At 65.6% G+C, this 21,719-nt stretch carries 17 protein-coding genes; 10 read left to right on the top strand and 7 right to left on the bottom strand.

Annotation, left to right across the window (positions count from 1 at the left end; all coding sequences use genetic code 11):
• Positions 1–144: 144 nt before the first annotated feature.
• Positions 145–909, top strand: a complete 765-nt coding sequence (locus AB4Y42_RS18320; protein WP_246089173.1) for an IclR family transcriptional regulator — start codon at positions 145–147, stop codon at positions 907–909.
• 50 nt (positions 910–959) lie between these two features.
• On the opposite strand, the gene AB4Y42_RS18315 is transcribed toward AB4Y42_RS18320, so the two are convergent.
• The 6 genes from AB4Y42_RS18315 to AB4Y42_RS18290 all read right to left on the bottom strand — a co-directional run bounded on the left by AB4Y42_RS18315 (position 960) and on the right by AB4Y42_RS18290 (position 9,789).
• The gene (locus AB4Y42_RS18315; protein WP_368694931.1) at positions 960–1,913 is read right to left on the bottom strand and encodes a dimethyl sulfoxide reductase anchor subunit family protein; all 954 of its coding nucleotides are present in this window, start codon (positions 1,911–1,913) and stop codon (positions 960–962) included.
• Between the two features lie 52 nt (positions 1,914–1,965).
• Entirely contained in the window at positions 1,966–2,700 is a 735-nt protein-coding gene (locus tag AB4Y42_RS18310; protein ID WP_368694930.1) for a 4Fe-4S dicluster domain-containing protein, read from the bottom strand.
• A 15-nt stretch (positions 2,701–2,715) separates the two neighbouring features.
• A complete protein-coding gene (locus AB4Y42_RS18305) occupies positions 2,716–5,655 on the bottom strand; it encodes a molybdopterin oxidoreductase family protein (RefSeq protein ID WP_368687787.1) in 2,940 nt (979 codons plus the stop codon).
• A gap of 208 nt (positions 5,656–5,863) precedes the next feature.
• Positions 5,864–6,253, bottom strand: a complete 390-nt coding sequence (locus AB4Y42_RS18300; RefSeq protein WP_368694929.1) for an NUDIX hydrolase — start codon at positions 6,251–6,253, stop codon at positions 5,864–5,866.
• Between the two features lie 120 nt (positions 6,254–6,373).
• Positions 6,374–7,237 (bottom strand): LysR substrate-binding domain-containing protein, encoded by an 864-nt coding sequence (locus tag AB4Y42_RS18295; protein WP_368694928.1) that lies wholly within the window; start codon positions 7,235–7,237, stop codon positions 6,374–6,376.
• Between the two features lie 71 nt (positions 7,238–7,308).
• Entirely contained in the window at positions 7,309–9,789 is a 2,481-nt protein-coding gene (locus AB4Y42_RS18290) for an FAD-dependent oxidoreductase (RefSeq protein ID WP_368694927.1), read from the bottom strand.
• A gap of 291 nt (positions 9,790–10,080) precedes the next feature.
• On the opposite strand from AB4Y42_RS18290, the gene AB4Y42_RS18285 reads away from it, so the two are divergent.
• The 9 genes from AB4Y42_RS18285 (at position 10,081) to AB4Y42_RS18245 (ending at position 20,766) form a co-directional block, all read left to right on the top strand.
• A complete protein-coding gene (locus tag AB4Y42_RS18285) occupies positions 10,081–10,902 on the top strand; it encodes a DeoR/GlpR family DNA-binding transcription regulator (protein WP_368694926.1) in 822 nt (273 codons plus the stop codon).
• Positions 10,903–11,129: 227 nt separating this feature from the next.
• Positions 11,130–12,290 (top strand): 2-aminoethylphosphonate--pyruvate transaminase, encoded by a 1,161-nt coding sequence (locus tag AB4Y42_RS18280; protein ID WP_368694925.1) that lies wholly within the window; start codon positions 11,130–11,132, stop codon positions 12,288–12,290.
• A gap of 11 nt (positions 12,291–12,301) precedes the next feature.
• Entirely contained in the window at positions 12,302–13,573 is a 1,272-nt protein-coding gene (gene phnA, locus AB4Y42_RS18275) for a phosphonoacetate hydrolase (protein ID WP_368694924.1), read from the top strand.
• Positions 13,574–13,660: 87 nt separating this feature from the next.
• Positions 13,661–15,109: a phosphonoacetaldehyde dehydrogenase gene (gene phnY, locus AB4Y42_RS18270; protein WP_368694923.1), complete on the top strand. Its 1,449-nt coding sequence runs from the start codon at positions 13,661–13,663 to the stop codon at positions 15,107–15,109.
• 89 nt (positions 15,110–15,198) lie between these two features.
• Entirely contained in the window at positions 15,199–16,230 is a 1,032-nt protein-coding gene (locus AB4Y42_RS18265; protein ID WP_368694922.1) for a 2-aminoethylphosphonate ABC transporter substrate-binding protein, read from the top strand.
• Positions 16,230–17,384, top strand: a complete 1,155-nt coding sequence (locus AB4Y42_RS18260) for an ABC transporter ATP-binding protein (RefSeq protein WP_368694921.1) — start codon at positions 16,230–16,232, stop codon at positions 17,382–17,384. Before AB4Y42_RS18265 ends, AB4Y42_RS18260 begins: the two co-directional genes overlap by 1 nt.
• Positions 17,377–18,273 (top strand): 2-aminoethylphosphonate ABC transporter permease subunit, encoded by an 897-nt coding sequence (locus AB4Y42_RS18255; RefSeq protein WP_324161511.1) that lies wholly within the window; start codon positions 17,377–17,379, stop codon positions 18,271–18,273. Before AB4Y42_RS18260 ends, AB4Y42_RS18255 begins: the two co-directional genes overlap by 8 nt.
• A complete protein-coding gene (locus tag AB4Y42_RS18250) occupies positions 18,257–19,054 on the top strand; it encodes an ABC transporter permease subunit (RefSeq protein WP_133184943.1) in 798 nt (265 codons plus the stop codon). The genes AB4Y42_RS18255 and AB4Y42_RS18250 overlap by 17 nt, the downstream gene beginning before the upstream one ends.
• A 71-nt stretch (positions 19,055–19,125) precedes the next feature.
• The gene (locus AB4Y42_RS18245; protein ID WP_368694920.1) at positions 19,126–20,766 is read left to right on the top strand and encodes a Na/Pi cotransporter family protein; all 1,641 of its coding nucleotides are present in this window, start codon (positions 19,126–19,128) and stop codon (positions 20,764–20,766) included.
• Positions 20,767–20,792: 26 nt separating this feature from the next.
• Here AB4Y42_RS18245 and AB4Y42_RS18240 read toward each other — a convergent pair whose 3' ends face one another.
• Positions 20,793–21,689: a LysR substrate-binding domain-containing protein gene (locus AB4Y42_RS18240; RefSeq protein ID WP_368687800.1), complete on the bottom strand. Its 897-nt coding sequence runs from the start codon at positions 21,687–21,689 to the stop codon at positions 20,793–20,795.
• Positions 21,690–21,719 lie beyond the last annotated feature (30 nt).

Raw genomic sequence — 21,719 nt, 5'->3', positions numbered from 1 at the left:
CGCACATTCGGTGACACTCGGCTATGACGGCGCGGAATATGCGATTTTCGGGACTTTCACCAGTCCCGAAAATCGCATTGGGAGATGCACAATGACGGGAAAGCTGGCGTCGACCGCACAACGCAACCGACGCAGGAGACAAGCGTGTCCACATCGAACCAATCGAATGCGGCGGCAGTCCGCGCGTTCCGCGTGCTGGAAACGCTAGCCCAGGCGGGCCGTCCGTTGGCGATGATGGATCTGGTGGATGCGCTCGGCTTGCCCAAGCAGACCGTGCACCGCATCCTGGCGCAGCTCACCGACGCGTGGCTCGTCACGCGCGGCGCCAACGACAAGCTCTACGAGTGTTCGGCGCGCGTGAGAATGATGGCGGTGAACGTGCTGATGCATGCGGGGCCGGCGGCGGCGCGGCATTTGCTGCTCGAACAGCTCGTCGAAAAGATCGGCGAGACCTGCAATCTCACCATGCTCGCCGGCAACGACGTGGTCTATGTCGACCGCGTGGAGACCGAATGGCCGCTGCGCATGCATCTGCAGCCGGGCTCGCACGTGCCGCTGCACTGTTCGGCGAGCGGCAAGCTGCTGCTGAGTTTTTTGCCCAAGGAGCGGCGCGACCGCATGATCGACACGCTGCCGCTGCGCGCGCATTCGGAGCAAACGATCACCGACCGCGAAGCGTTGCGCAAGGAGCTGGCGGTGACACGACGGCGGCAACTCGCGATCAACAATCAGGAGCATTTACAGGGCTTGATCGCGATCGCCGTGCCCGTGATGCTGGACCGCAACCGTGCGTGCGCGGCAATCGCCGTGCAGGCGCCGGTCGGGCGCGTCGCGCTCGACGATCTGCTCGCCTTCGTGCCCGACCTGAGGCATGCCGCAACGGAAACCGCGAAGACGTTCCGCGAGTAGCGTGCGTGTAGCCGCCGGTTAAGGCTCGAGGCTGGATGCCTCCCACTCCACTAGGAACGCTGATAGTAGAGATTCTGCGGATGCCGCGCTTCGGCAAAGAAAAACCAGCGCTCCGCCACCAGTCCCGCGTACTGGATCACAGCCGCGAGGCAAAACACCGCGAACGAGAGCCCAACGGATCGAATGCCGCCGCCGATCGCCACGAGGCAGAAAGGAGCGAGGAACGCCGCGATCAGGAACGTCCACTTGATGCGTTTGAGCGCGCCTGGCGTCTTGCCGTGAAAGAACTCGCGCAGATTGAAGGCGCCTGCCGTAAACCCGCGCGACTTCTGCTCGACGCGTGCCGCGCGAATGCCGGTCGCGCTTTGCACGGTCGATTTCGGGCGCAGGCGCGCGTTGCGGACCAGCGAGGCCGTACGCGACGCGCAGCCCGCCAGCGTCAACACGCAGGCGCAGACGGCGAGCGGCACCGCCATGGCCGGTGCAAACTTTGCGGCGCACGCGGTCGCGAGCGTGAAGCCGGACGCGCAGCCGAGCAAGACGAAGTTGACCAGCGTGAGCGGCGTCGCCCATTCCTGCAGAAAGCGCAGACACGCGTAGATCATCGCGGTGCACACGAACAGCAGCAGGCTCGCGACGACAGCCACGCCCCCTATTGCGAGGGAATACGACGCCCCTAGCAGGTGCGCGAGGCCATAGGCGAACGTGCAGGCCAGAAACGCGGGAAGACACAGACATTCGCGCGACAGCCACGAGGTGCGCCACATCGCAATGGCCCGCCATGCCCGCTCGGGATGGCCGAGATGGAAGAACGACGCCACGAGCCCCAATGCGCCCAGCGCGCACGAAAGCGCCGCGCCGACGACATAGAACATCGCCGGAACCGCCGCCACGTCGCCGAAGCCGAGCCGTTGCGACAGTTCCACGCCGACGAGCGCGATCAGCAACCCCTGGCCCGCACCGCTCAGCGTGGTGAGAAACACCACGGAAAATGCCGGATTCATACCGTTCTCCACTCTTCGATTCGGGGCGCGCCATGCGGGCGCGCTGACGTGCTCATACGCGCGTGGCGATCGACGCGAGATTGAGCGCGCCGTGTTCGACCTGCGTTTCCAGCGTTTCGGTCTCCCCCGCGCCCGCTGTCTTGCACGAACACGAGCCGCTGCCGCAGGACGTCACCGGTTGACGCGGCAAATAGTGATTCGACGGCCGGGTTCCCCACTCGGGCATCAGCTGATAGCCGCCCCGTTCGCGGATCGCCTTCGACACGACCGACTCCGGATCGTGAATGTCGCCGAAGAGGCGCGCCGAGGTCGGGCACGCCAGCACGCACGCGGGCTTGCGGTCGCGCTCCGGCAGCGCTTCGTTGTAAATGCGGTCGGAGCACAGCGTGCACTTGGTCATTTCCTTGCGCGCTTCGTCGATTTCGCGCGCGCCGTAGGGGCAGGCCCACGCGCAGTACTTGCAGCCGATGCAGCGGTCGTAGTCGACCAGCACGAGGCCGTCTTCCTTGCGCTTGTAGCTTGCCCCGGTCGGACAGACCGGCACGCACGGCGGGTCCTCGCAGTGCAGGCACGACTTGGGAAAATGAATGGTGTCGGCAAGCGGATACTCGCCGGCTTCGAACGTCTGCACCCGGTTGAAGAACGTGCCCGACGGATCGGCGTCATACGGGCGAAAGTCGGCAAGACTGCCCGCCTCGCCCGACGTGTTCCATTCCTTGCAGCTCGTCACGCACGCGTGGCAGCCCACGCAGACGTTCAGATCGATCACGAGCGCCATCTGTGTCATAGCATGCTCTCCGTTTCACTTGCGTTGCGCGGCTTTCGCAAGACGCGCGGCAAACTCGCCGCGCCCGGCGAAATATGTCTGCACGACGCGATGGATGAAGCCCCCCGCGCCACCGGTGCCAACGGCGCCCGGCAGCGCGGGCATGGGGGCGAACTGCGGTAGCGTGTGGTCGGCGTGCGCCTCTGCCGGGTAGATGCGCACGCGCACGTCGTACCACGCGGCCTGCCCCGTGATCGGATCTGAGTTCGAGGTGCGCGTGTGATCGGCGCGCTTGACGGGAAGCTCGTCGGCGATCAGGTGGTTCAGCAGGAAGCCACGCTGCGATTCGTTGGCGTCGGGTCCGAGATTCCAGGCGCCCGCCGACTTGCCGATGGCGTTCCACGTCCAGACCGTGCCCGGCTCGACCGCTTCGCTGTAGCGCGCGAGGCAGCGCACCTTGCCCCACTGCGATTCGACATAGATCCAGCCGCCGTCCTCGATGCCCTGCGCCGCCGCCGTGCGCGGATTCATGTACAGATAGTTCTCGCCATGAATCTGCCGCAGCCAGGCGTTCTGCGAGTCCCACGAGTGGTACATCGCCATGGGACGCTGCGTGACGGCCGCGAGCGGATACTGCGCGTGATCGGTCGCGTCGTGCTCGAGCGGCGCATGCCAGAACGGCAGCGGGTCGAAGTATTGCTCGATGCGCGCGCGCAAATGCTCGGGCGGCTGCCGGCCCTTGGTCTTGCCCTGGGCGGCGAGCCGGAACTTCTGCATCACGTCTGAGTAAAGCGCGATCACGATCGGCTCGTTGAACTTGCGAAAGCCCTTTTCGACGGCGAAATCCAGATAAGGCCCGTTGCAGTTACGCATGTACTGCAGCGACTCGGGCAGCGTGTAGTGGTAGACGCAGTTGTGCTTCGCGTACTCCTCCCACTGCCGCGGGTTCGGTTCGCCGACCAGCGCCTTGTCGCCGTCCTTGCCGCGCCAGCCGATCAGGAAGCCCACGCCCGAGCCCGGCGCCGTCTGGTGATTGATGATGAAGTCCGGATAGTCGCGGTATTTGCGCGTGCCTTCGGGCGTCGTGAAGGCCGGCAGCTTCAGGCGGCTCGCCAGCTCGACGAGCACCTCCTGGAACGGCTTGCATTCGCCCGTCGGCGGAACGACGGGCACGCGCACGGAGTCCACAGGACCATCGAATTCGGAAATGGGCCGGTCGAGCATCGACATCGCGTCGTGGCGTTCGAGGTAGGTCGTGTCGGGCAGAATCAGGTCGGCGAAGGCCGTCATCTCCGACTGGAACGCATCGCACACCACGATGAACGGAATCTTGTACTCACCGTTCTCGTGCTTGTCCGCGAGCATCTTGCGGACTTCCATCGTGTTCATCGACGAATTCCACGCCATGTTGGCCATGAAGATCAACAGCGTATCGATGGGATATGGATCGCCGCGCCACGCGTTCGTAATGACGCTATGCATCAAACCATGCACGGCGAGCGGGTACTCCCACGAAAACGCCTTGTCGATGCGCACGGGCTCGCCCTTGGCGTCGATAAACAGATCTTCCGGCGCGGCGGGCCAGCCCAGCGGACCGTTCGCGAGCGGTGTGTTCGGCTTCACGTCGTCGGGACTGTTGGGCGGCTTCGCGGAGGGCGGCACGGCGCGCGGATAAGGCGACTTGTGGCGGAAACCGCCGGGCCGGTCGATGGTGCCGAGCAGCGACATCAGCACGGCGAGGCCGCGTATCGACTGAAAGCCGTTCGAATGCGCGGCGAGCCCGCGCATGGCGTGAAAGGCAATGGGCGCACCCGTCACGGTTTCGTGCGTTTCGCCCCAGGCGTCGGTCCACTGAATCGGCAAGGTGACCTTCTGATCGCGCGCGACATCGGCCATTTCCTGAGCCAGCCGGCGGATCGTCGCGGCGGGAATGCCGGTGATCTGCGCCGCCCACTCCGGCGTGCAGTCGGCAACCTGCTCACGCAGCAACTCGAACGACGGCGCGACCGGCGTGCCGTCCGCGAGCGTGTAGCGCCCTTCCAGCGCGGGTCGCACGCCCGGCGCGTGATGCGGCACTTCGCGCTGGCTCGCGGCGTCCCACCAGAGGTGATTCTGCGGAAAGAGCGGATTGCGCACTTCGACCGTCGGGTCCTGCACGAACAGGCCATATGTATCGCGGTCGGCGCGCAGGTCGAGCAGTTCACCCGCATTCGTATAGCGCTCGACGAACTCGCGGTCATACGCATTCTGTTCGATCAGCTCACGCATGAGCGCCATGAACAGCGCGCCATCCGTGCCGGGACGGATCGGCACCCACTCATCGGCGATTGCCGCGTAGCCCGTGCGGATCGGATTGATGGCGATGAAGCGGCCGCCCGCGCGCTTGAATTTCGAAATCGCAATCTTCAGCGGATTCGAGTGATGATCCTCCGCGGTGCCGATCATGAAGAACAGCCTCGCGCGGTCGAGGTCCGGTCCGCCGAACTCCCAGAACGAGCCGCCCATCGTATAGATCATGCCGGCCGCCATGTTCGCCGAGCAGAAGCCGCCGTGCGCCGCATAGTTTGGGGTGCCGAACTGTTTGGCGAACAAGCCTGTGAGCGCCTGCATCTGGTCGCGGCCCGTGAAGAGCGCGAATTGCCTCGGGTCGGTCGCGCGCAAGTGCGCGAGGCGCTTTTCGAGCATGTCGAATGCGGCTTCCCAGGAGATGGGCTCGAACTGGGCGGTGCCACGCAGGGCGTCCGGTTTGCGCAGCAGCGGCTGCGTGAGGCGCGCCGGCGAATACTGCTTCATGATGCCCGACGAGCCTTTGGCGCAGATCACACCCTGATTAAGCGGATGCTCGGGATTGCCGTCGATATAACGAACCTCGCCGTCGCGAAGATGCACGCGTATGCCACAGCGGCACGCGCACATGTAGCACGTCGTGGTCTTGACCTCGAGCTTTTCATTCTGCGTGCGGGGCTGATGTTCCATCGCTCCTCCAGATACGCTTGCGGTGCAGCTGCACAAACTTTGTGCCGATAGTGAATATCGTATAAATGAGCGGCCAATAGAAAAACTCGCAATTTGCGATCTCATTCATCAGCGCGCCCGATAGTTGCGGGCGGCGCGCGTGGAGTGACGTCTGGATTCGAAACTGGACGGGGCTGCGGGGAACGAGGCCGCGCGGCGGCAGAGCGCGTTACGCGCGCATGAGCGTGGGTTGCTCCACTTCATGACCGAACAGGAGACTGACGATTTCGCGTGTCGGCACGCTGGTAATCAGTGTCGATACCTTCTGGGGACGAAACCAGCGGCACCTTAGGATCTCGTTGCTCGGCGCAGGTCTCGCGTCGTCGTGCAGCACGGAGAAAAAGACGTGGTGCCGCTTGTTGAGCCCGCCGAACTGGAACAGGTATCCCAGCTCGCAGCCCTCGAGCGTGGTTTCTTCGGCGAGTTCACGCAGCGCAGCGTCCGCTGGCGACTCTGCACGCCGGATCGTGCCGCCGGGCAGCGACCATCTCGATCGTCCCCGTTCGACGAGGAGAATCCGTCCTCGCTGCCAGCACACGACAGTGGCTCGTTCTTTCATGCTTCGCGTTTCATGACAGATGCCTTCTGCTTCGTATGAGTCGATCGTTGTCCGCCCATCTGCGCCTGTTCGATCGCCTGGCGGACCCGCGGTAGGGGGTAGCAACGATCGAGCCCGAAGTCAGGGCGATACAGGGTCGGTACTAAAAAGTGCATCGAGGAGGTTCGACGCCGAGCGGTCCGCGAGCCGCGCCAGCGACTCGACCATGCGGACCTGGCAGTCGGCGAGCGCAATCGCGCGCACGCCCGGCGAGCCGCCGAACTCCGTGCGCGCGATGACACCCACGCCAACGCCCTGCGTAATCGCGGTTTGCAACGCTTCGCGACCTTCCACGTACAGCACGGGACGCACTTGCAGGCCCTTGCGGACCAGTTCCGCTTCGAGCAGTTGCTGCGTGACGGATTGCGTTTCGCGGAAGATCATCGGTTCGAGCGCGAGCGCTTCATAGCTGAGCACAGCCTGCGTGGCCAGCGCGCTGCTGGCAGGAACGACAGCGACGAGCGGCGCCTCGCACAGCACCCGCGTTTCCAGGCCGGCATGCACGACCCGTGCGGCAGAGATCGCGGCATCGACGACGCCCGCCAGCACGCGCTGCATGCACTCGGTCGCGTTGGCCACCGAGAGTTTCACCACGATCCCCGGATGGCGCATCCGGAACGCGCCGATCAGCCTCATCGCCAGGTCCGGTGCGTCGGCGACGAGGGAAAGCTCGCCCGACTCGAGCTCGCCCGCGGCTTCGAGCAAGCGGCGGGCGTCGCGCTCGCAGGCCACCATCTGGCGTGTCACCGCGTAGAGACGCCGGCCGAGGTCCGTCGGTTCGACACCCCGCGCGGTGCGCTCGAAAAGCTGGACGCCATAGTCCTGTTCGAGGCGCCGCACGTGATCGGAAATCGCCGGCTGGGTAAGCGCAAGCGCGCGGGCCGCCTTCGAAAAGCCGCCCTGCTCCGCCACCGCATGAAATGCCCGCAATTGCGCGTAATGCATGTTGCCACCCTGGGAGGACGATGCCGTTGACCCGCTCGCGAGCAGCCCTTCGGTTGCCCGCAATGACTCAGTCAACTCTTCATGCGCAACGAGCGCGGATCGTATGGCGCTTGCAGATGCAGCGTCGCCGGAATCGGCTCTCCCGCCACGTCGATCGTGTAACGCCCCTGGGCGAGCCACGCGGCATCGACAGGCCCATCCGAGCGCGAGACATAGCCCATTGCAACCGGGCAACCCAGCGTGTGGCCGAAGGCGGCCGACGTTACCGAGCCAACCGGTTTGCCGTCGCGCAGAATGCCTTCGCCGCCCCATAGCATGCGATCGCTTGCGCCGTCGGCGCTGAACACGGCGAGCCGACGCTGCAACGGCTGGTCGCGCAGACGCAGCAGTGCGTCGCGCCCGCGAAAGGCGATGTCCTTGTCGAGCTTGCACGCAAAGGCGAGCCCGGCTTCGAAGGGGTTGTGCTCGGGCGAGAGGTCGCGGCCCCACGCGCGGTAGCCCTTTTCGAGGCGCAACGACTCGATCGCGTAGTAGCCCGCATTCACCAGCCCGAACGCTTCACCCGCCGAGTGCAGCTTCTCGTAGACGCCCACGGCGAATTCGACGGGAACGTATAGCTCCCAGCCTAGTTCGCCAACGTAGGACACGCGCGTTGCGCGCATGGTCGCGTAGCCGATATCGACCTCGCGGCTTTGGCCAAACGGGAAGGCCGCGGGACGCCAGTCGGCTTTCGACACACTCTGCAGCAGCGCCCGCGAGTGCGGCCCCATCACGGCGAGCACCGCGTACTGGCCGGTGACGTCGACGAGCACGCAATGCCGGTCGTGCCCGATCGCCTTCTCGAGGTAGTCGAAGTCGCGCGTCGCCTGCGCGGAGCCTGTGACGACGAGATACTGGTCTTCCGCCAGGCGCGTGAGCGTCACGTCCGACTCGTAAGCGCCGCGATCGGTCAGGATGCCGGAATAGATCGTGGTGCCGACCGGCACGGCGACGTCATTGGCGACGATGCCCTGCAGGACCGCTTCCGCGTCACGCCCCTTGACGAGCAGCTTGGCAAACGACGTCATGTCGAACAGCGCAACGCGCTCGCGGCAGGCGCGGTGCTCCGCGCCGCTCCACGCCAGCCAGTTCTGCTGGCCGAACGCGTACTCGATGCGCGCCTCGGCGGGCTTTGGCGCGAAGAAGTTGGCGCGCTCCCAGCCCATCTTGCTGCCGAAACAGGCGCCATCGGCGGCGAGCAGCGCATGGAGCGGTGAGCGACGGAATGGCCGCGCCGTGTCGAGTTCCCGATTTGGCCAGGGCATCGCATAGTGCAGGCCTAGTGTTTCCTTTACGCGGTCGTGCAGCCAGGTGTCGTTGCCGTTGAAGCGCGCAAAGCGGCGGATGTCCACGGGCCACAGATCCATGGTCGGCTCGCCGGCCTCGATCCACTCGGCGAGCGCCATGCCGGCCCCGCCTGCCGAGGCGATCCCCATCGAGTTGAAGCCCGCGCCGACGAAGAAGCCGCGCAACTCGGGCGCCTCGCCGAGAATGAAGCTGTTGTCCGGCGTGAACGATTCCGGCCCGTTATAGAACTGGCGAACCTGCGCGGTTTCGAGCGCCGGCACGCGCTGCAAGGCATTTTCCATCAGCACTTCGAACTGATCCCAGTCGTCGGGCAGCAACTGGAACTCGAAGCTCTCCGGAATCCCGTTCATGCCCCACGGCTTCGCATTGGGTTCGAAGCCGCCCATCACGAGGCCGCCCACCTCCTCCTTGAAGTAGATAAAGCCGTCGGGATCGCGCATGACGGGCAAATCGGGATGCACGCCCGCGATGCGCTCGGTCACGATGTAATAGTGCTCCGCCGAATGCAAGGGCACCGTGACGTCAGCCAGCCGGCCGATCGCCTTCGCCCACTGCCCCGCGCAGTTCACGACGAGGTCGGCGTGCAACGTGCCTTCGTCGCCGTCCTTGTTGCGCCACGTCACCCCGGCGACGGCGCGCCCCGCGTGCGTGGCGGCCGTGTGCACAGCCGTGATTCGCGTGTTCTCGACCACGCGGGCGCCGCGCATGCGTGCGCCGCGCGCGAGCGACTGCGTCAGGTCCGTCGGATTCGCCTTGCCGTCACCCGGCAGCCAGACGGCGCCAAGCAGGTCGTCGGTGCGCATTACCGGCCACAACTCGCCCGCCTCGCGCGGCCCGATGACGTCGCAGGTCACGCCATAGGCGCGCGCTGACGCCGCCGTGCGTTTCAGCTGGGTCATTCGCTCCGGCGTACGCGCCACCGAGAGCGACCCACACGGCTTCCAGCCCGTGGCGAGTCCCGTTTCAGCCTCGAGTTCGGCATAAAGGGCCGTGGAATAGCGAATGAGCTTCGTCACGCTGTGCTGCGCGCGCAACTGGCCGACCAGGCCCGCCGCGTGCCACGTCGTCCCGCACGAGAGCGCGCCCTGTTCGAGCAGGACGATGTCGCTCCAGCCGAGTTTCGCGAGATGGTAAGCCACGGAGCAGCCGACGATACCGCCGCCGACGATCACGACGCGCGCATGCGCAGGGACAGGGGTAGGCATAGGGTGGGCCTCGATGCGAAGTGAAATGCGTTGCGAGGACAGCTACCGCGCCAAATAATGCAACACGACGCCACAAAAAACAACTCCATTTGCCACGAGCCCTGGTCGCTTGCCGTGGGGTCTCTGCCTCGTCTGGGTGGCGTGGCACCGCGCGACCGTCAAAAAACAACGGTGATTTGCCACGTCTTCGAGAGCAACGAACGGTTCGGCAATTTGTGGTATTTTGTGGCTTACCCTTGTGCGTCCAGTTCACGGGCACCGCCGCGCTTTCCTTTCCTGAAAGGCAACACCATGCCAGATGACCGCGCCGCCCCACCCCTTGCTCCACCCGCGCCGCTGAACCGCCGTCTCGCCGTCGGACGCACCGATTACATTCTGCAAAGCCTCGATGTGCGCGGCTCAGTGAGCGTCGCCGACATGAGCATGACGCTCGGCGTCTCGCGCGAAACGATCCGCCGCGACCTCAAGGCGCTCGCGGAACAGGGCCGCGTGAGTCTGGTCCACGGCGGCGCGGCGAAGCGCCCGGTTGACGAGCCGTCGCTTGCCACGCGCGAAGCGGCGAACGCAGCGGGCAAGGCGGCCATCGGCGCCGCGGCGGCGCGGCTCGTCGCCGACGGCATGGTCGTGCTGCTCGATTCGGGCTCCACCACGCTGGGCCTCGCCGCTGCGCTCACGAACCACAGCGACCTCACCGTCATCACCAACAGCCTGCCGATCGGCCTGCTACTGTGCCGCGCGCCGGGCGTGAAGGTGATCGTGCTCGGCGGCGACATCGAGCCGAACGACGAAGCGGCATTCGGCATCGAGACGATGACCGCGCTCGCGCACTATCGCGTCGATCTCGTTTTTCTCGGCGTGAGCGGTATCTCGCCGGAAGGCGAATTCACCGACTACTCGCGGCTCGCCGCCGAGCAGCGGCATCTGATGATGAACGCCGGCAAGGCGGTCTACGTGCTCGCCGACCACACCAAGTTCGAGCACGGCACGCCCGTGCGAATCACGCCCGTGCCGCACATCGCAGGCGTCGTCGTCGATGCGCCGCCGCCTCCGCGTATCGCTCGTGTGTTCGAACAGCAGCAGTGGCGCGTGATCGTCGCGACCGGCGAGCGCTGAGCCGCATACACGGGCGTTTGCCCATCCACTCCACGTCGTTCCCCTGCGCGCACGCAGTGCCGGGCCGCGCTGCGGCCTGCCGCGGCGCATCTGACTCAGTCACTGCCGATGCATCAGCGTATCCCCTGGTGTTGTGGCAAATAGTGGCATATTGACTGTTTTTGTTGCACGTCCTAAAGTGACTTCAACACGCAGTCAGTCAGAACAGACCTTCACGGAGACACCCCATGACGGCAATTTCCACGGCTTCCTCCCCTGCAGCTTCAGAAACCGGCGATCCGCTGCTGCTCACACCCGGCCCACTCACCACCTCGCGCACCGTCAAAGCCGCAATGGTTCACGACTGGGGCTCGCGCGATGCGAACTTCATCGCGATCAACCGCTCAGTACTCACGCGACTCGTCAGGATAGCGAATGGTTCGGACGACTGGGCGACGGTACCCATGCAAGGCTCGGGCACCTTCGCCGTCGAAGCCATGCTCACGACCTTCGTGCCCGCCGATGGCGAAGTCCTCGTGCTGATCAATGGCGCCTATGGCAAGCGGGCGAAGCGCATTCTCGACATCGCCGGGCGCAGGACGGTGGTGCACGAAACCGCCGAAGACACGCCGCCGGACCTCGCCGCGGTCGAAGCGCTGCTGGCGAGCAACCCTTCCATCACGCACGTGTTCACGGTTCACTGCGAGACGACCTCGGGCATTCTGAACCCCATCGCGCAGATCGGCGCACTGGCGGCCAGATACGGCAAGGGCTATCTCGTCGATTCGATGAGCGCCTTCGGCGCGCTGCCCATCGACGTGCAGGCCATGCACATCGACGCGGTCGCCGCATCGTCCAACAAGTGCATCGAAGGTGTACCGGGCCTCGGCTTCGTGATCTGCCGGGTGGAGGCGCTCAAGCGCACGCAGGGCAACGCCACCACGCTCGTGCTCGACCTGCACGACCAGTGGCTCAACATGGAGAAGACGAGCCAGTACCGGTTCACGCCGCCCACGCACGTGATCGTTGCCTTCCACCAGGCGCTCGATGAGTTCGATGCCGAAGGTGGCGTAGCCGGTCGCGGGGGACGCTATCGCAACAACTGCCGGATCCTGCTCGACGGCATGCGCGCGCTCGGCTTCCGGCCGCTGCTCGCGGATGCGCTGCAGGCGCCGATCATCGTCACGTTTCACATGCCCGAGGACCCGCGCTTCGTCTTTGCCCAGTTCTATGAAAGTTTGAAGGCGCGCGGCTTCGTGATCTATCCGGGCAAGCTGACCGTGGCCGACTCGTTCCGTATCGGCTGTATTGGCCGGATCGGCGAAAAGGAAATCCGCGCCGCACTCGCCGCGATCGGCGAGGTCCTCGAGGAAATGGGCATGGTCGGCCAGATCGAAAAGACAGCCTGAATGGAGATGCAATGAGCACGCTGAACGACACCGCAGTGGCCGTGAACGGCCGCGAATACCGCTTTCCCGCCGCACCCGTCGTGGTGATCTGCCTCGACGGCTCCGAGCCGGCGTATATCGAGGAGGCCATCAAGGCAGGCCGCGCGCCGCATCTGGCGAAGCTGCTGCGCACCGGCACGAGCCGCATTGCGCAGTGCGTGATCCCCAGCTTCACCAACCCGAACAATCTCTCGATCCTCACGGGCCGCCCGCCGAAAGTGCATGGTATTGCGGGCAACTACTTCTACGACCGTGCGAGCGGCGAGGAAGTGATGATGAACGACGCGCGTTTCCTGCGCGCCCCCACGATCTTCGCGGCGTTCCACGACGCCGGCGCGAAAGTGGCGGTCGTTACTGCGAAGGACAAACTGCGCACGCTGCTCGGCAAGGGGCTCGACTTCGCGAGCGGCCGCGCCATCGCGTTCTCGGCTGAAAAGGCCGATCAGGCGACGCGCGAGCAAAACGGTCTCGGCGACCTGCTCGCGTTCGTCGGCAAGCCGCTGCCCGACGTCTACTCCGCCGATCTTTCCGAGTTCGTGTTCGCCGCCGGCGTGAAGCTTCTCGATACGTTCCGCCCCGACCTGATGTATCTCTCGACGACCGATTACGTGCAGCACAAAGCCGCGCCCGGAGCGCCGAAAGCGAACGACTTCTACGCGATGTTCGACCGCTATGTGGGCGAACTCGACGCCGCAGGCTGCGTGCTCGCGATCACGGCGGACCACGGCATGAACGACAAACACCGCGCGAATGGCGAGCCCGATGTGCTCTATCTCCAGGATCTGTTCGACGAGTGGACCGGCAAGGGCCGCGCGCGCGTGATCCTGCCGATCACCGATCCCTACGTCGCGCACCACGGCGCGCTCGGCTCGTTCGCCACCATCTACCTGCCCGAGGGCACCGACGCCGCTGGCGCGGCGACGCTGCTCGACAAGCTGCGCAACACCGCGGGCGTGGAACTCGCGCTGACGAGCGAGGCGGCATGCGAGCGCTTCGAGCTGCCGCCTGACCGGATCGGCGACCTCATCGTGGTCGGCACGCGCGCCAAGGTGTTCGGCACGAGCGCCGCGCGCCACGACTTCTCTGGCCTGACTGAACCGCTGCGCTCGCATGGCGGGATCTCGGAGCAGGACGTGCCGCTCATCGTCAACCGCCAGACCGACTGGCCGCAGGGCCGCGCGCTGCGCAACTTCGACATTTTCGATGTCGCGCTGAACCACGTCGCACAAGCCGCCGCCGCTTGACACACGTATCAACACGAAGCCCCCCGCACGCCGCCGCTCGCATTCGCGAGGGGGCGTGCCCAACCGGATCATAGAACGAGGTAAGCGATGAACGTCATGACCAAACCCGCATTCAGGCAGGAGTCCATGCGCATCGCCGGCCGGAAGGTCTCGACCGACGAAGTGATCGAAGTCTTCAACCCCTACACGAACGAAGTGGTCGGCACCGTGCCCGCGGGCCGGCCCGAACACGTGCAGGAAGCGTTCGCCAAAGCCCACGCCGCGCGCCCGCACCTCACGCGCTTCGAGCGCCAGCGCATTCTCCAGACCACCGCCGAAGCGCTGCGCGACCGCAAGGAGGACTTCGCGCGCCTCATCACCGCGGAGTCTGGTCTGTGCTGGAAAGATTCGCTCTACGAAGCAAGCCGCGCTTACGACGTCTGGTCGTTTGCCGCGCAACTCACGATCAAGGACGATGGCGAAGTCTACTCGTGCGATATCAGCCCGAACGGCAAGAACCGCAAGATCTTCACGACGCGTCTGCCGCTGCTCGGCGTGATATCCGCCATCACGCCGTTCAACCATCCGCTGAACATGGTGAGCCACAAGCTCGCGCCGGCCATCGCAACCAACAACCGGGTGGTGCTCAAGCCCACCGAACTCACGCCGCTCACCGCGCTCGCCCTCGCCGACGTGCTCTACGAAGCGGGCCTGCCGCCCGAGATGCTGAGCGTCGTGACCGGCAATCCGCGCACGATGGGCGACAGCATGATCACGGACCCGCACTGCGACCTGGTCACGTTCACCGGCTCGGTACGTGTGGGCAAGTACATCGCGCAGCACGCGGGCTACCGCCGCACCGTGCTGGAACTGGGCGGCAACGACCCGCTCATCGTCATGGAAGACGCCGACCTCGACCGAGCCGCGCTGCTCGCGGTGACGGGCGCGACCAAGAATTCCGGCCAGCGCTGCACGGCGGTCAAACGCATTCTCGTGGTGGAAAGCGTGGCGGATGCCTTCGTCGAACGTGTGCTCGTGCACGCGAAGAAGCTCAAGTGCGGCGACCCGATGGACCCGAGCGTCGACGTGGGCACGGTCATCAACGAAGCGGCCGCGCAACTGTTCGAGCGCCGCGTGGCCGACGCCGAAGCGCACGGCGCACGCGTGCTCTACGGCGCCCCCCGCCAGGGCGCGCTGTTCGCCCCCACCGTCGTCGATCACGTGCCCTACGACTGCGAACTCGTGCGCGAGGAGACCTTCGGCCCGGTCATCCCGATCATTCGCGTTCCCAACCAGATCGAAGACATCATCCGCATCTCGAACTCGACCGCCTACGGCCTCTCCTCGGGCGTCTGCACGAACCGGCTCGACTACACGACGAAGTTCGTCAACGAACTGGAGGTCGGCACCGTGAACGTCTGGGAAGTGCCGGGTTACCGCACCGAGATGTCGCCGTTCGGCGGCATCAAGGACTCCGGCAACGGCTACAAGGAAGGCATGGTCGAGGCGATGAAGAGCTACACCAACGTCAGGACCTGGTCCATGCCCTGGGAGTAACGGCAGCAACCGGCAGGATTGCGACGCAAGCCGCCAGCGCGCGGCCCTACGAGGTTTTTTTCAGCATCCGAACTCAAGGAAGGTTGAATATGAAAACTCAACTGATCGCCGCGGTGACCTGTGCCTTCGCCTTCGCAGCGGGCTCCGTGCATGCACAATCCGGCGTCGTGACCATCTATAGCGCGGACGGTCTGCACGACGGCACGCCGAGCTGGTTCGGCAACCAGTTCGAAGCCTTCACGAAGGCAACGGGCGTCAAGGTGCAATATATCGAGGCCGGGTCGAGCGGCGTGGTGGATCGCCTCGGCAAGGAGAAGTCGAATATTCAGGCCGACGTGCTCGTGACGTTGCCGCCGTTCATGCAAAAGGCCGCGGCCGACGGCCTGCTGCAGCCCTACTCGCCGGCTGGCGCCGACATGATCGCCGCGCGCGACAAGGACGCCAAGGGGCTGTATGTCGCCATGGTCGACAACTACCCCACGTTCATCTACAACTCTGCGGTGCTCAAGAGCGCGCCCAAGGCCTACACGGACCTGCTCGCCCCGCAGTTCAAGCAGAAGGTGCAGTACTCGACGCCGGGCCAGGCCGGTGACGGCACCGCGCTGATGCTGCAGACCTTCCACGCGTTCGACGGCAAGGACGGCGGCTTCGCGTATCTGCGCAAGCTCCAGGTGAACAACCTCGGGCCCTCCGCCTCCACGGGCAAGCTCACGGCGCTCGTGAACAAGGGCGAACTCTACGTCGCCAACGGCGATCTGCAGATGAACCTCTCGCAGATGCGCGACAACCCGAACATTGCGGTCTTCTTCCCCGCCGGTCCGAGCGGGCGCCGCGCCACCTTCTCGCTGCCCTACTACATCGGTCTCGTCGCCGGCGCGCCGCATACGGACAACGGCAAGAAGCTGATCGACTTCCTGCTGAGCGCCGAGGCCCAGCAGGACGTGAGCAAGTCCGCCTACGGCATGCCCGTGCGCACCGACGTGCATCCCACCGACGCCAACTTCAAGACGCTCAGCGCGATGCTGCAGGGCGTCGAAATCTGGGAGCCCGACTGGAACCAGGTCATGCACGACCTGAAGTCCGACGTGGCAACTTACAACCAGGCGATCTCGAGCAACTAATGGCCAATACATTCACCATGGAACGCGGGCCTGCGCCGCAGGCCCCCGCGGTGCCGGCGGCGGTCGCGCACGGCGCAAGCGGAATCGGCTTCGAGAATGTCTCGGTGACGTACGGCGGCCAGACCATTCTCGACTCGCTCACGCTCACCGTGAAGCCCGGCGAGATCGTCGCGCTCATCGGCCCCTCGGGCTCCGGCAAGACGACCGCGCTGCGGGCCGTCGCGGGCTTTGTGCAGCCGAGCGCGGGACGCATCATGATCGGCGCGCGCGACGTGACACGTCTGCCGCCGTATGCACGCAACATCGGCATGGTCGTGCAGAACTACGCGCTTTTTCCGCACATGCGCGTGGAAGACAACGTCGCCTTTGGCCTGCGTGCACGCGGCACCGATGCGGACACGATCCGCACACGGGTGCCCGAGTGCCTCGGCCTCGTCGGCATGTCGAAGTATGCGAAGCGCTATCCGCGCGAACTCTCCGGCGGCCAGCAGCAGCGCGTGGCGATCGCGCGTGCGCTCGCGATCCAGCCCCAGGTGCTGCTGCTCGACGAGCCGCTCTCCGCGCTCGACGCGCAGATCCGGCGCTCGATGCTCGACGAGCTGGCGAAGCTGCATCGCAGCCTGCCCTCGCTGACCGTGCTCTATGTGACGCACGATCAGACCGAGGCGCTCACGCTCGCGAACCACATCGGCATCATGCGCGACGGCAAGCTGGTGGCCCACGGCGAGACCCAGGGGCTCTACCGGCATCCGCCGAACCGCTTCGCGGCGGAGTTCCTCGGGCGTGCGAACGTGTTGCCGGCGCAGCAGTTGGAGCCCACGACCGACGGCTTCGCGCGGGTGCGCTGCGGCGACTTCTCGATCGTCGGGCGCAATCATCACGGCCTGCCCGCCGCCAGCACGTGTTATGTGTGCGTGCGGCCACACGATCTGCACTTCAGGCCGCGCACGGAAGCGTCCAACCGCGTGACGGGCGTCGTGCAGAGCGTGCAGTGGCTCGGCGAACTGCACAGCGTCGTGCTCGATGTCGGCGGCGAGGCCCTGCGTCTCACGCGTGCGCCGCTCGAAAGTCCGCCGGAGCCCGGCACTGCGATGTCCGTTCATTTCGACGCCGCGGACGTCACGCTCGTACCGGAGGTCGAAGGCCATGGCTGATCTCGTCATTGCACCGCCCGCTCCAGCCGGCCGCTCCCCGGCCAGCTGGCGCGGCCTCTGGATCGCGCCGCCGCTCGTGGTGCTGGCGGCAATCTTCTTCTACCCGTTCGGCCTCATCGCGCTGCAGGCGCTGGGCGGCGGGGCCGACTCCAGCACTCACACGCTCACGCTCGCGAACTTCGCGGCCGTGCTGCATTCGCGACAGTTCCTGAGCGGCCTGTATCACACGATCGCCATTGCGGTCAGCGCGTCGGCGGGCTGCCTCGTGCTGGGCTTCGTGTTCTCGCTCGTGATCGCATTCGTGCCGTTTCCTGGCGCGCGCTTCGTCGGCCGTCTGATCGATACGTTCATCGCACTGCCGACCTTTCTCGTCGCGCTCGCCTTCACGTTCGTGTACGGCTCGGCGGGCCTGTTGAACCAGTCGCTGATGACGTTCTTCCACCTGAACCTGCCGCCCGTCGACTTCCTGTACACGCAGTGGGGCGTCGTGCTCTCCGAGGTGACGGTCTATACGCCGTTCATCATGCGCCCGCTGCTTGCCTGCTTCTCGCAGATCGACAACGCGCAGATCGAAGTGGCGAGCAGTCTCGGCGCGAAGCCGCTGCGCATCATCCGGCAGATCATCCTGCCCGCCGCGCTGCCCGCGCTGCTCGCCGGCGGCAGCCTGTGCCTGCTGCTGACCGTCAACGAGTTCGGCATCGTGCTGTTCATCGGCGCGAAAGACGTGATCACCCTGCCGCTGCTCATCTACGGCAAGGCGATTCAGGAGTTCGACTACACCACGGCCTGCGTGATCGCCGTCATCAACATCGCGCTGTCGCTCGGGCTCTATGCCTGCTACCGGACAGTCGTGTCACTTTGCGGAGGTCGCCGTGCTGCTTTGGGCTAAATGGGCAAAGGTGTCGACCTGGAGTGCGACGGCGCTGCTATTCGCCGCGATCTATGGATTGCCGGTCGCGATGATCGCGCTCGCCAGCGTGAGCGGACAGTGGAACGGCATCCTGCCGAGCCACCTGACGCTCGCCCACTACGCGCGGGTGTTCCACACCGATTCGGCCGACCAGTTGCGCGTGAGCGTGCTCACCGGGGCGTTGGCCAGTGCGGCGGCGCTCGTGAGCGGCACATGGGCGGCACTCGCGCTGCGTGGCATGAAGGGTATGCCGAAGCGCGTGCTCGACGTCGTGTTCTTCGTGCCGAGCGCCGTGCCGTCGGTCTCCATCGGGCTCGGGCTGCTCGTGGCGTTCAGCCAGCCGCCCGTCCTGCTCAACGGCACGGCGTCCATCGTGTTTCTCGCCCACTTCCTGCTGATTTCGGCGTTCACGTATGGCAACGTGTCGGCTGGGCTCTCGCGGCTCGCGCCGGAGTATGGCGAGGTCGCCGAAAGCCTCGGCGCGCGGCCGTTCTACCAGCTGACCCGCGTGACACTGCCACTCATCGCGCCGTATCTGCTCGCGTCGTTCAGCCTGAGCTTCGCGTTGTCGATGGGCGAGCTGGGCGCGACGCTGATGATCTACCCGCCCGGCTGGGTCACGCTGCCCGTCGGCATCTTCGCGCTGTCCGACCGTGGTGCGATCTTCGACGCGTCGACCCTCACGATGGTGCTGGGCGGCGGCACGCTCCTCGTGCTACTCGCACTGTCGCGCGTCTCGACCAAAGCTGCGGTGCGCTGATGATACTCGAGGAGGCGATCGCGGCAGGCGTGCAAGCGATGTAACCAAAAACAACACAAGGGAGGCGCCGGATGATCCTGATCGTGCTTCATCTCGCGGGCGGTGTCGCACTGCTCACATGGGGCCTGCACATGGTCGAGTCCGGGCTCATGCGCGCGTTCGGGGCGTCGCTGCGGCGCTTCATGGCGCGCAGCCTCGGCAACCGCTTCAACGCGTTCTGTGCGGGACTCGCGATCACCGGCGCGCTGCAGAGCAGTACGGCAACCGGCATGATCGCGTCGTCCTTCGCGGCGCGCGGCCTGATGGGAGCGGTGACGGGACTCGCCGTGATGCTCGGCGCGAACGTGGGCTCGACGCTGATCGTGCAGGCGTTCTCGCTCGACCTCAGCTGGATCTCACCCGCGTGCCTGCTGATCGGCATGGCCTTGTTCGAAAGGGGCAAGGGCTCGCGCAACCGCGACATCGGCCGCGCATCGATCGGCCTCGGACTCATGCTGCTCGCGCTCACGCTGCTCGTCTCGACGGTGCAGCCCGCGGAAACCGCGCCCGCGCTGCGTACGGTGCTCGGCGCGCTGTCTGGCGAGCCCGTGCTCAACGCCGCGCTGGCGTGCGTGCTCACATGGGCCGCGCATTCGAGCATTCCGGTCGTGTTGTTCGTGATGTCGCTCGCAAAGCTGCATACAGTGCCTCTCGACATCGCGATCGCCATGGTGCTCGGCGCGAACGTCGGCAGCGCGCTCAGTCCGTATTTCGAGGCGGCGAAGGGCGACGACCTCAGCCGCCGCAGGCTGCCCGCCGGCAACCTGCTGCTGCGCGGCGGCGTGTGCGTGCTGCTGCTCGCCGTGTGCTCGCCGCTCGCGCGCCTGCTCGACACGCTGCCCGGCGACGCCAGCCGCACGATTGCCGATTTTCACACGGGCCTGAACGTCGCCATCGCGATCGTGTTCATCGGACTGCTCGATCCGGTAGCGCGTCTGCTGGAGCGCATGATGCCCTCGCCCGCTGCGGGCGACGACGCGGGCTCGCCGCGCTACCTCGATGAAAGCGCCCTGCAGTCTCCGCCGCTGGCGCTGGCGTGCGCGGCGCGCGAAGTGATCAGGATGAGCGAGATCGTCGAGGCCATGCTGCGCGAGAGCGTTCCGGTGCTGCTCGCCAATGACCGCCGCGCGGTGAGCGATATCGCGAGCCGCGACGACACCGTGGACGTACTCCACGACGCGATCAAGCGCTACGTCACCGAACTGACCCGCGAGCCGCTCAGCGAAGAGGACCGGCGCTGGGCGTCGGACATCATGACCGCCGTGATCAATCTCGAGCATATCGGCGACATCATCGACAGAAATCTGCTCGAGATCGCGCAGAAGAAGATCAAGATGCAACTGAGCTTTTCGGCCGAGGGCACCGAAGAGCTGCGCATGCTGCACGACTCGGTGATCGACAGCTTTCGCCGGGCCCAGGCCCTGCTCGTGACGGGGCGGACGCAGACCGCGGCGCAGCTCATCGCCGACAAGCAGGCACTGCGGCAACTCGAACGATTGACGCGCGAGCGCCACCTCGAACGGCTGCGCGAAGGCCAGCCGGACAGCCTGGCCTCGAGTTCGCTGCACCTCGACGTGCTGCGCGATCTCGTGCGCATCCAGTCGCATATTTGCGCGCTCGCCTATCCTTTGCTGGAACGCGATAAAGCGGATGAAGCGGCGGCGCAGACTTGAGCGTGCGCCGCTAGCCCTGGCGGTTGCTATAGCGGCGCAAGCGCCGGTTGTGGTTGGTGATTCCGTGCCATCCACTCGCTGAAGAGCTTCACCTTCGGCTGATGTGCCACGCACTCGGGATAGACAAAGTAATAGCGCGCGCCCGTTTCGATCACCGTGTCGAACGGCATGACGAGCCGCTTCGCCACGAGGTCGTCATCGACCAGCGTGCGGTCGCCGATCGCGATGCCGAAGCCCTGCATGGCGGCGTTCGTCGCCAGGTCGAGTGTCTCGAAACTCGGCCCCAGGTTCGCGTCCACCTGGGTCGCGCCGACCTGATCGAGCCACTGTCGCCAGTCACGATGGTCTCGCGTCGGATGCAGCAGCGTGAATTGCGAGAGATCGTCGAACTGGGCGAGCGGCTTGCTGTTCAGCAGTTCCGGCGCGCACACCGGCGTAATCTGCTCGTCGAAGAGCGGCACCGCGTGAACATCGGCCCCTGGGGACGAGCCGTAGATGATCGCGGCGTCGAACGGCTCGGCCTGGAAGTCGACGTCATGCTGCCAGGTTGCCGTGATCAGCACCAGCAAGTCGGGGTGCTCGCCCTGAAACCGCATGATGCGCGGCAACATCCAGCGCATGATGCAGGTCGGCACCTTCATGGCGAGATCGGTGCGCTGCCGCGTCAAACGCGCCGACGTCTCCTCGATGCGCGCGAGGCCCTCCTTCACGACGGGCAGCAGCATCTCGCCTTCGGTCGTGAGCGTGAGCCCTTTCTTTCCCCTGATGAAAAGCGGAAAGTTGTAGTAGTCCTCCAGCGAGAGGATCTGCCGGCTCACCGCGCCCTGCGTGAGACATAGATGTTCCGCGGCACAGGTGAAGCTGCGGTGGCGGGCCACCACTTCGAATACCTGCAGTGCGTTGAGGGGAGGAAGGCGTCGCATGGAATTCGCGTTTCCGATTTAACCGAAGCG

Origin of the sequence: Paraburkholderia sp. EG286B, assembly GCF_040965655.1 — a bacterium.
GTDB lineage: Bacteria > Pseudomonadota > Gammaproteobacteria > Burkholderiales > Burkholderiaceae > Paraburkholderia.
This window is presented reverse-complemented; position numbering and strand designations above follow the sequence as displayed.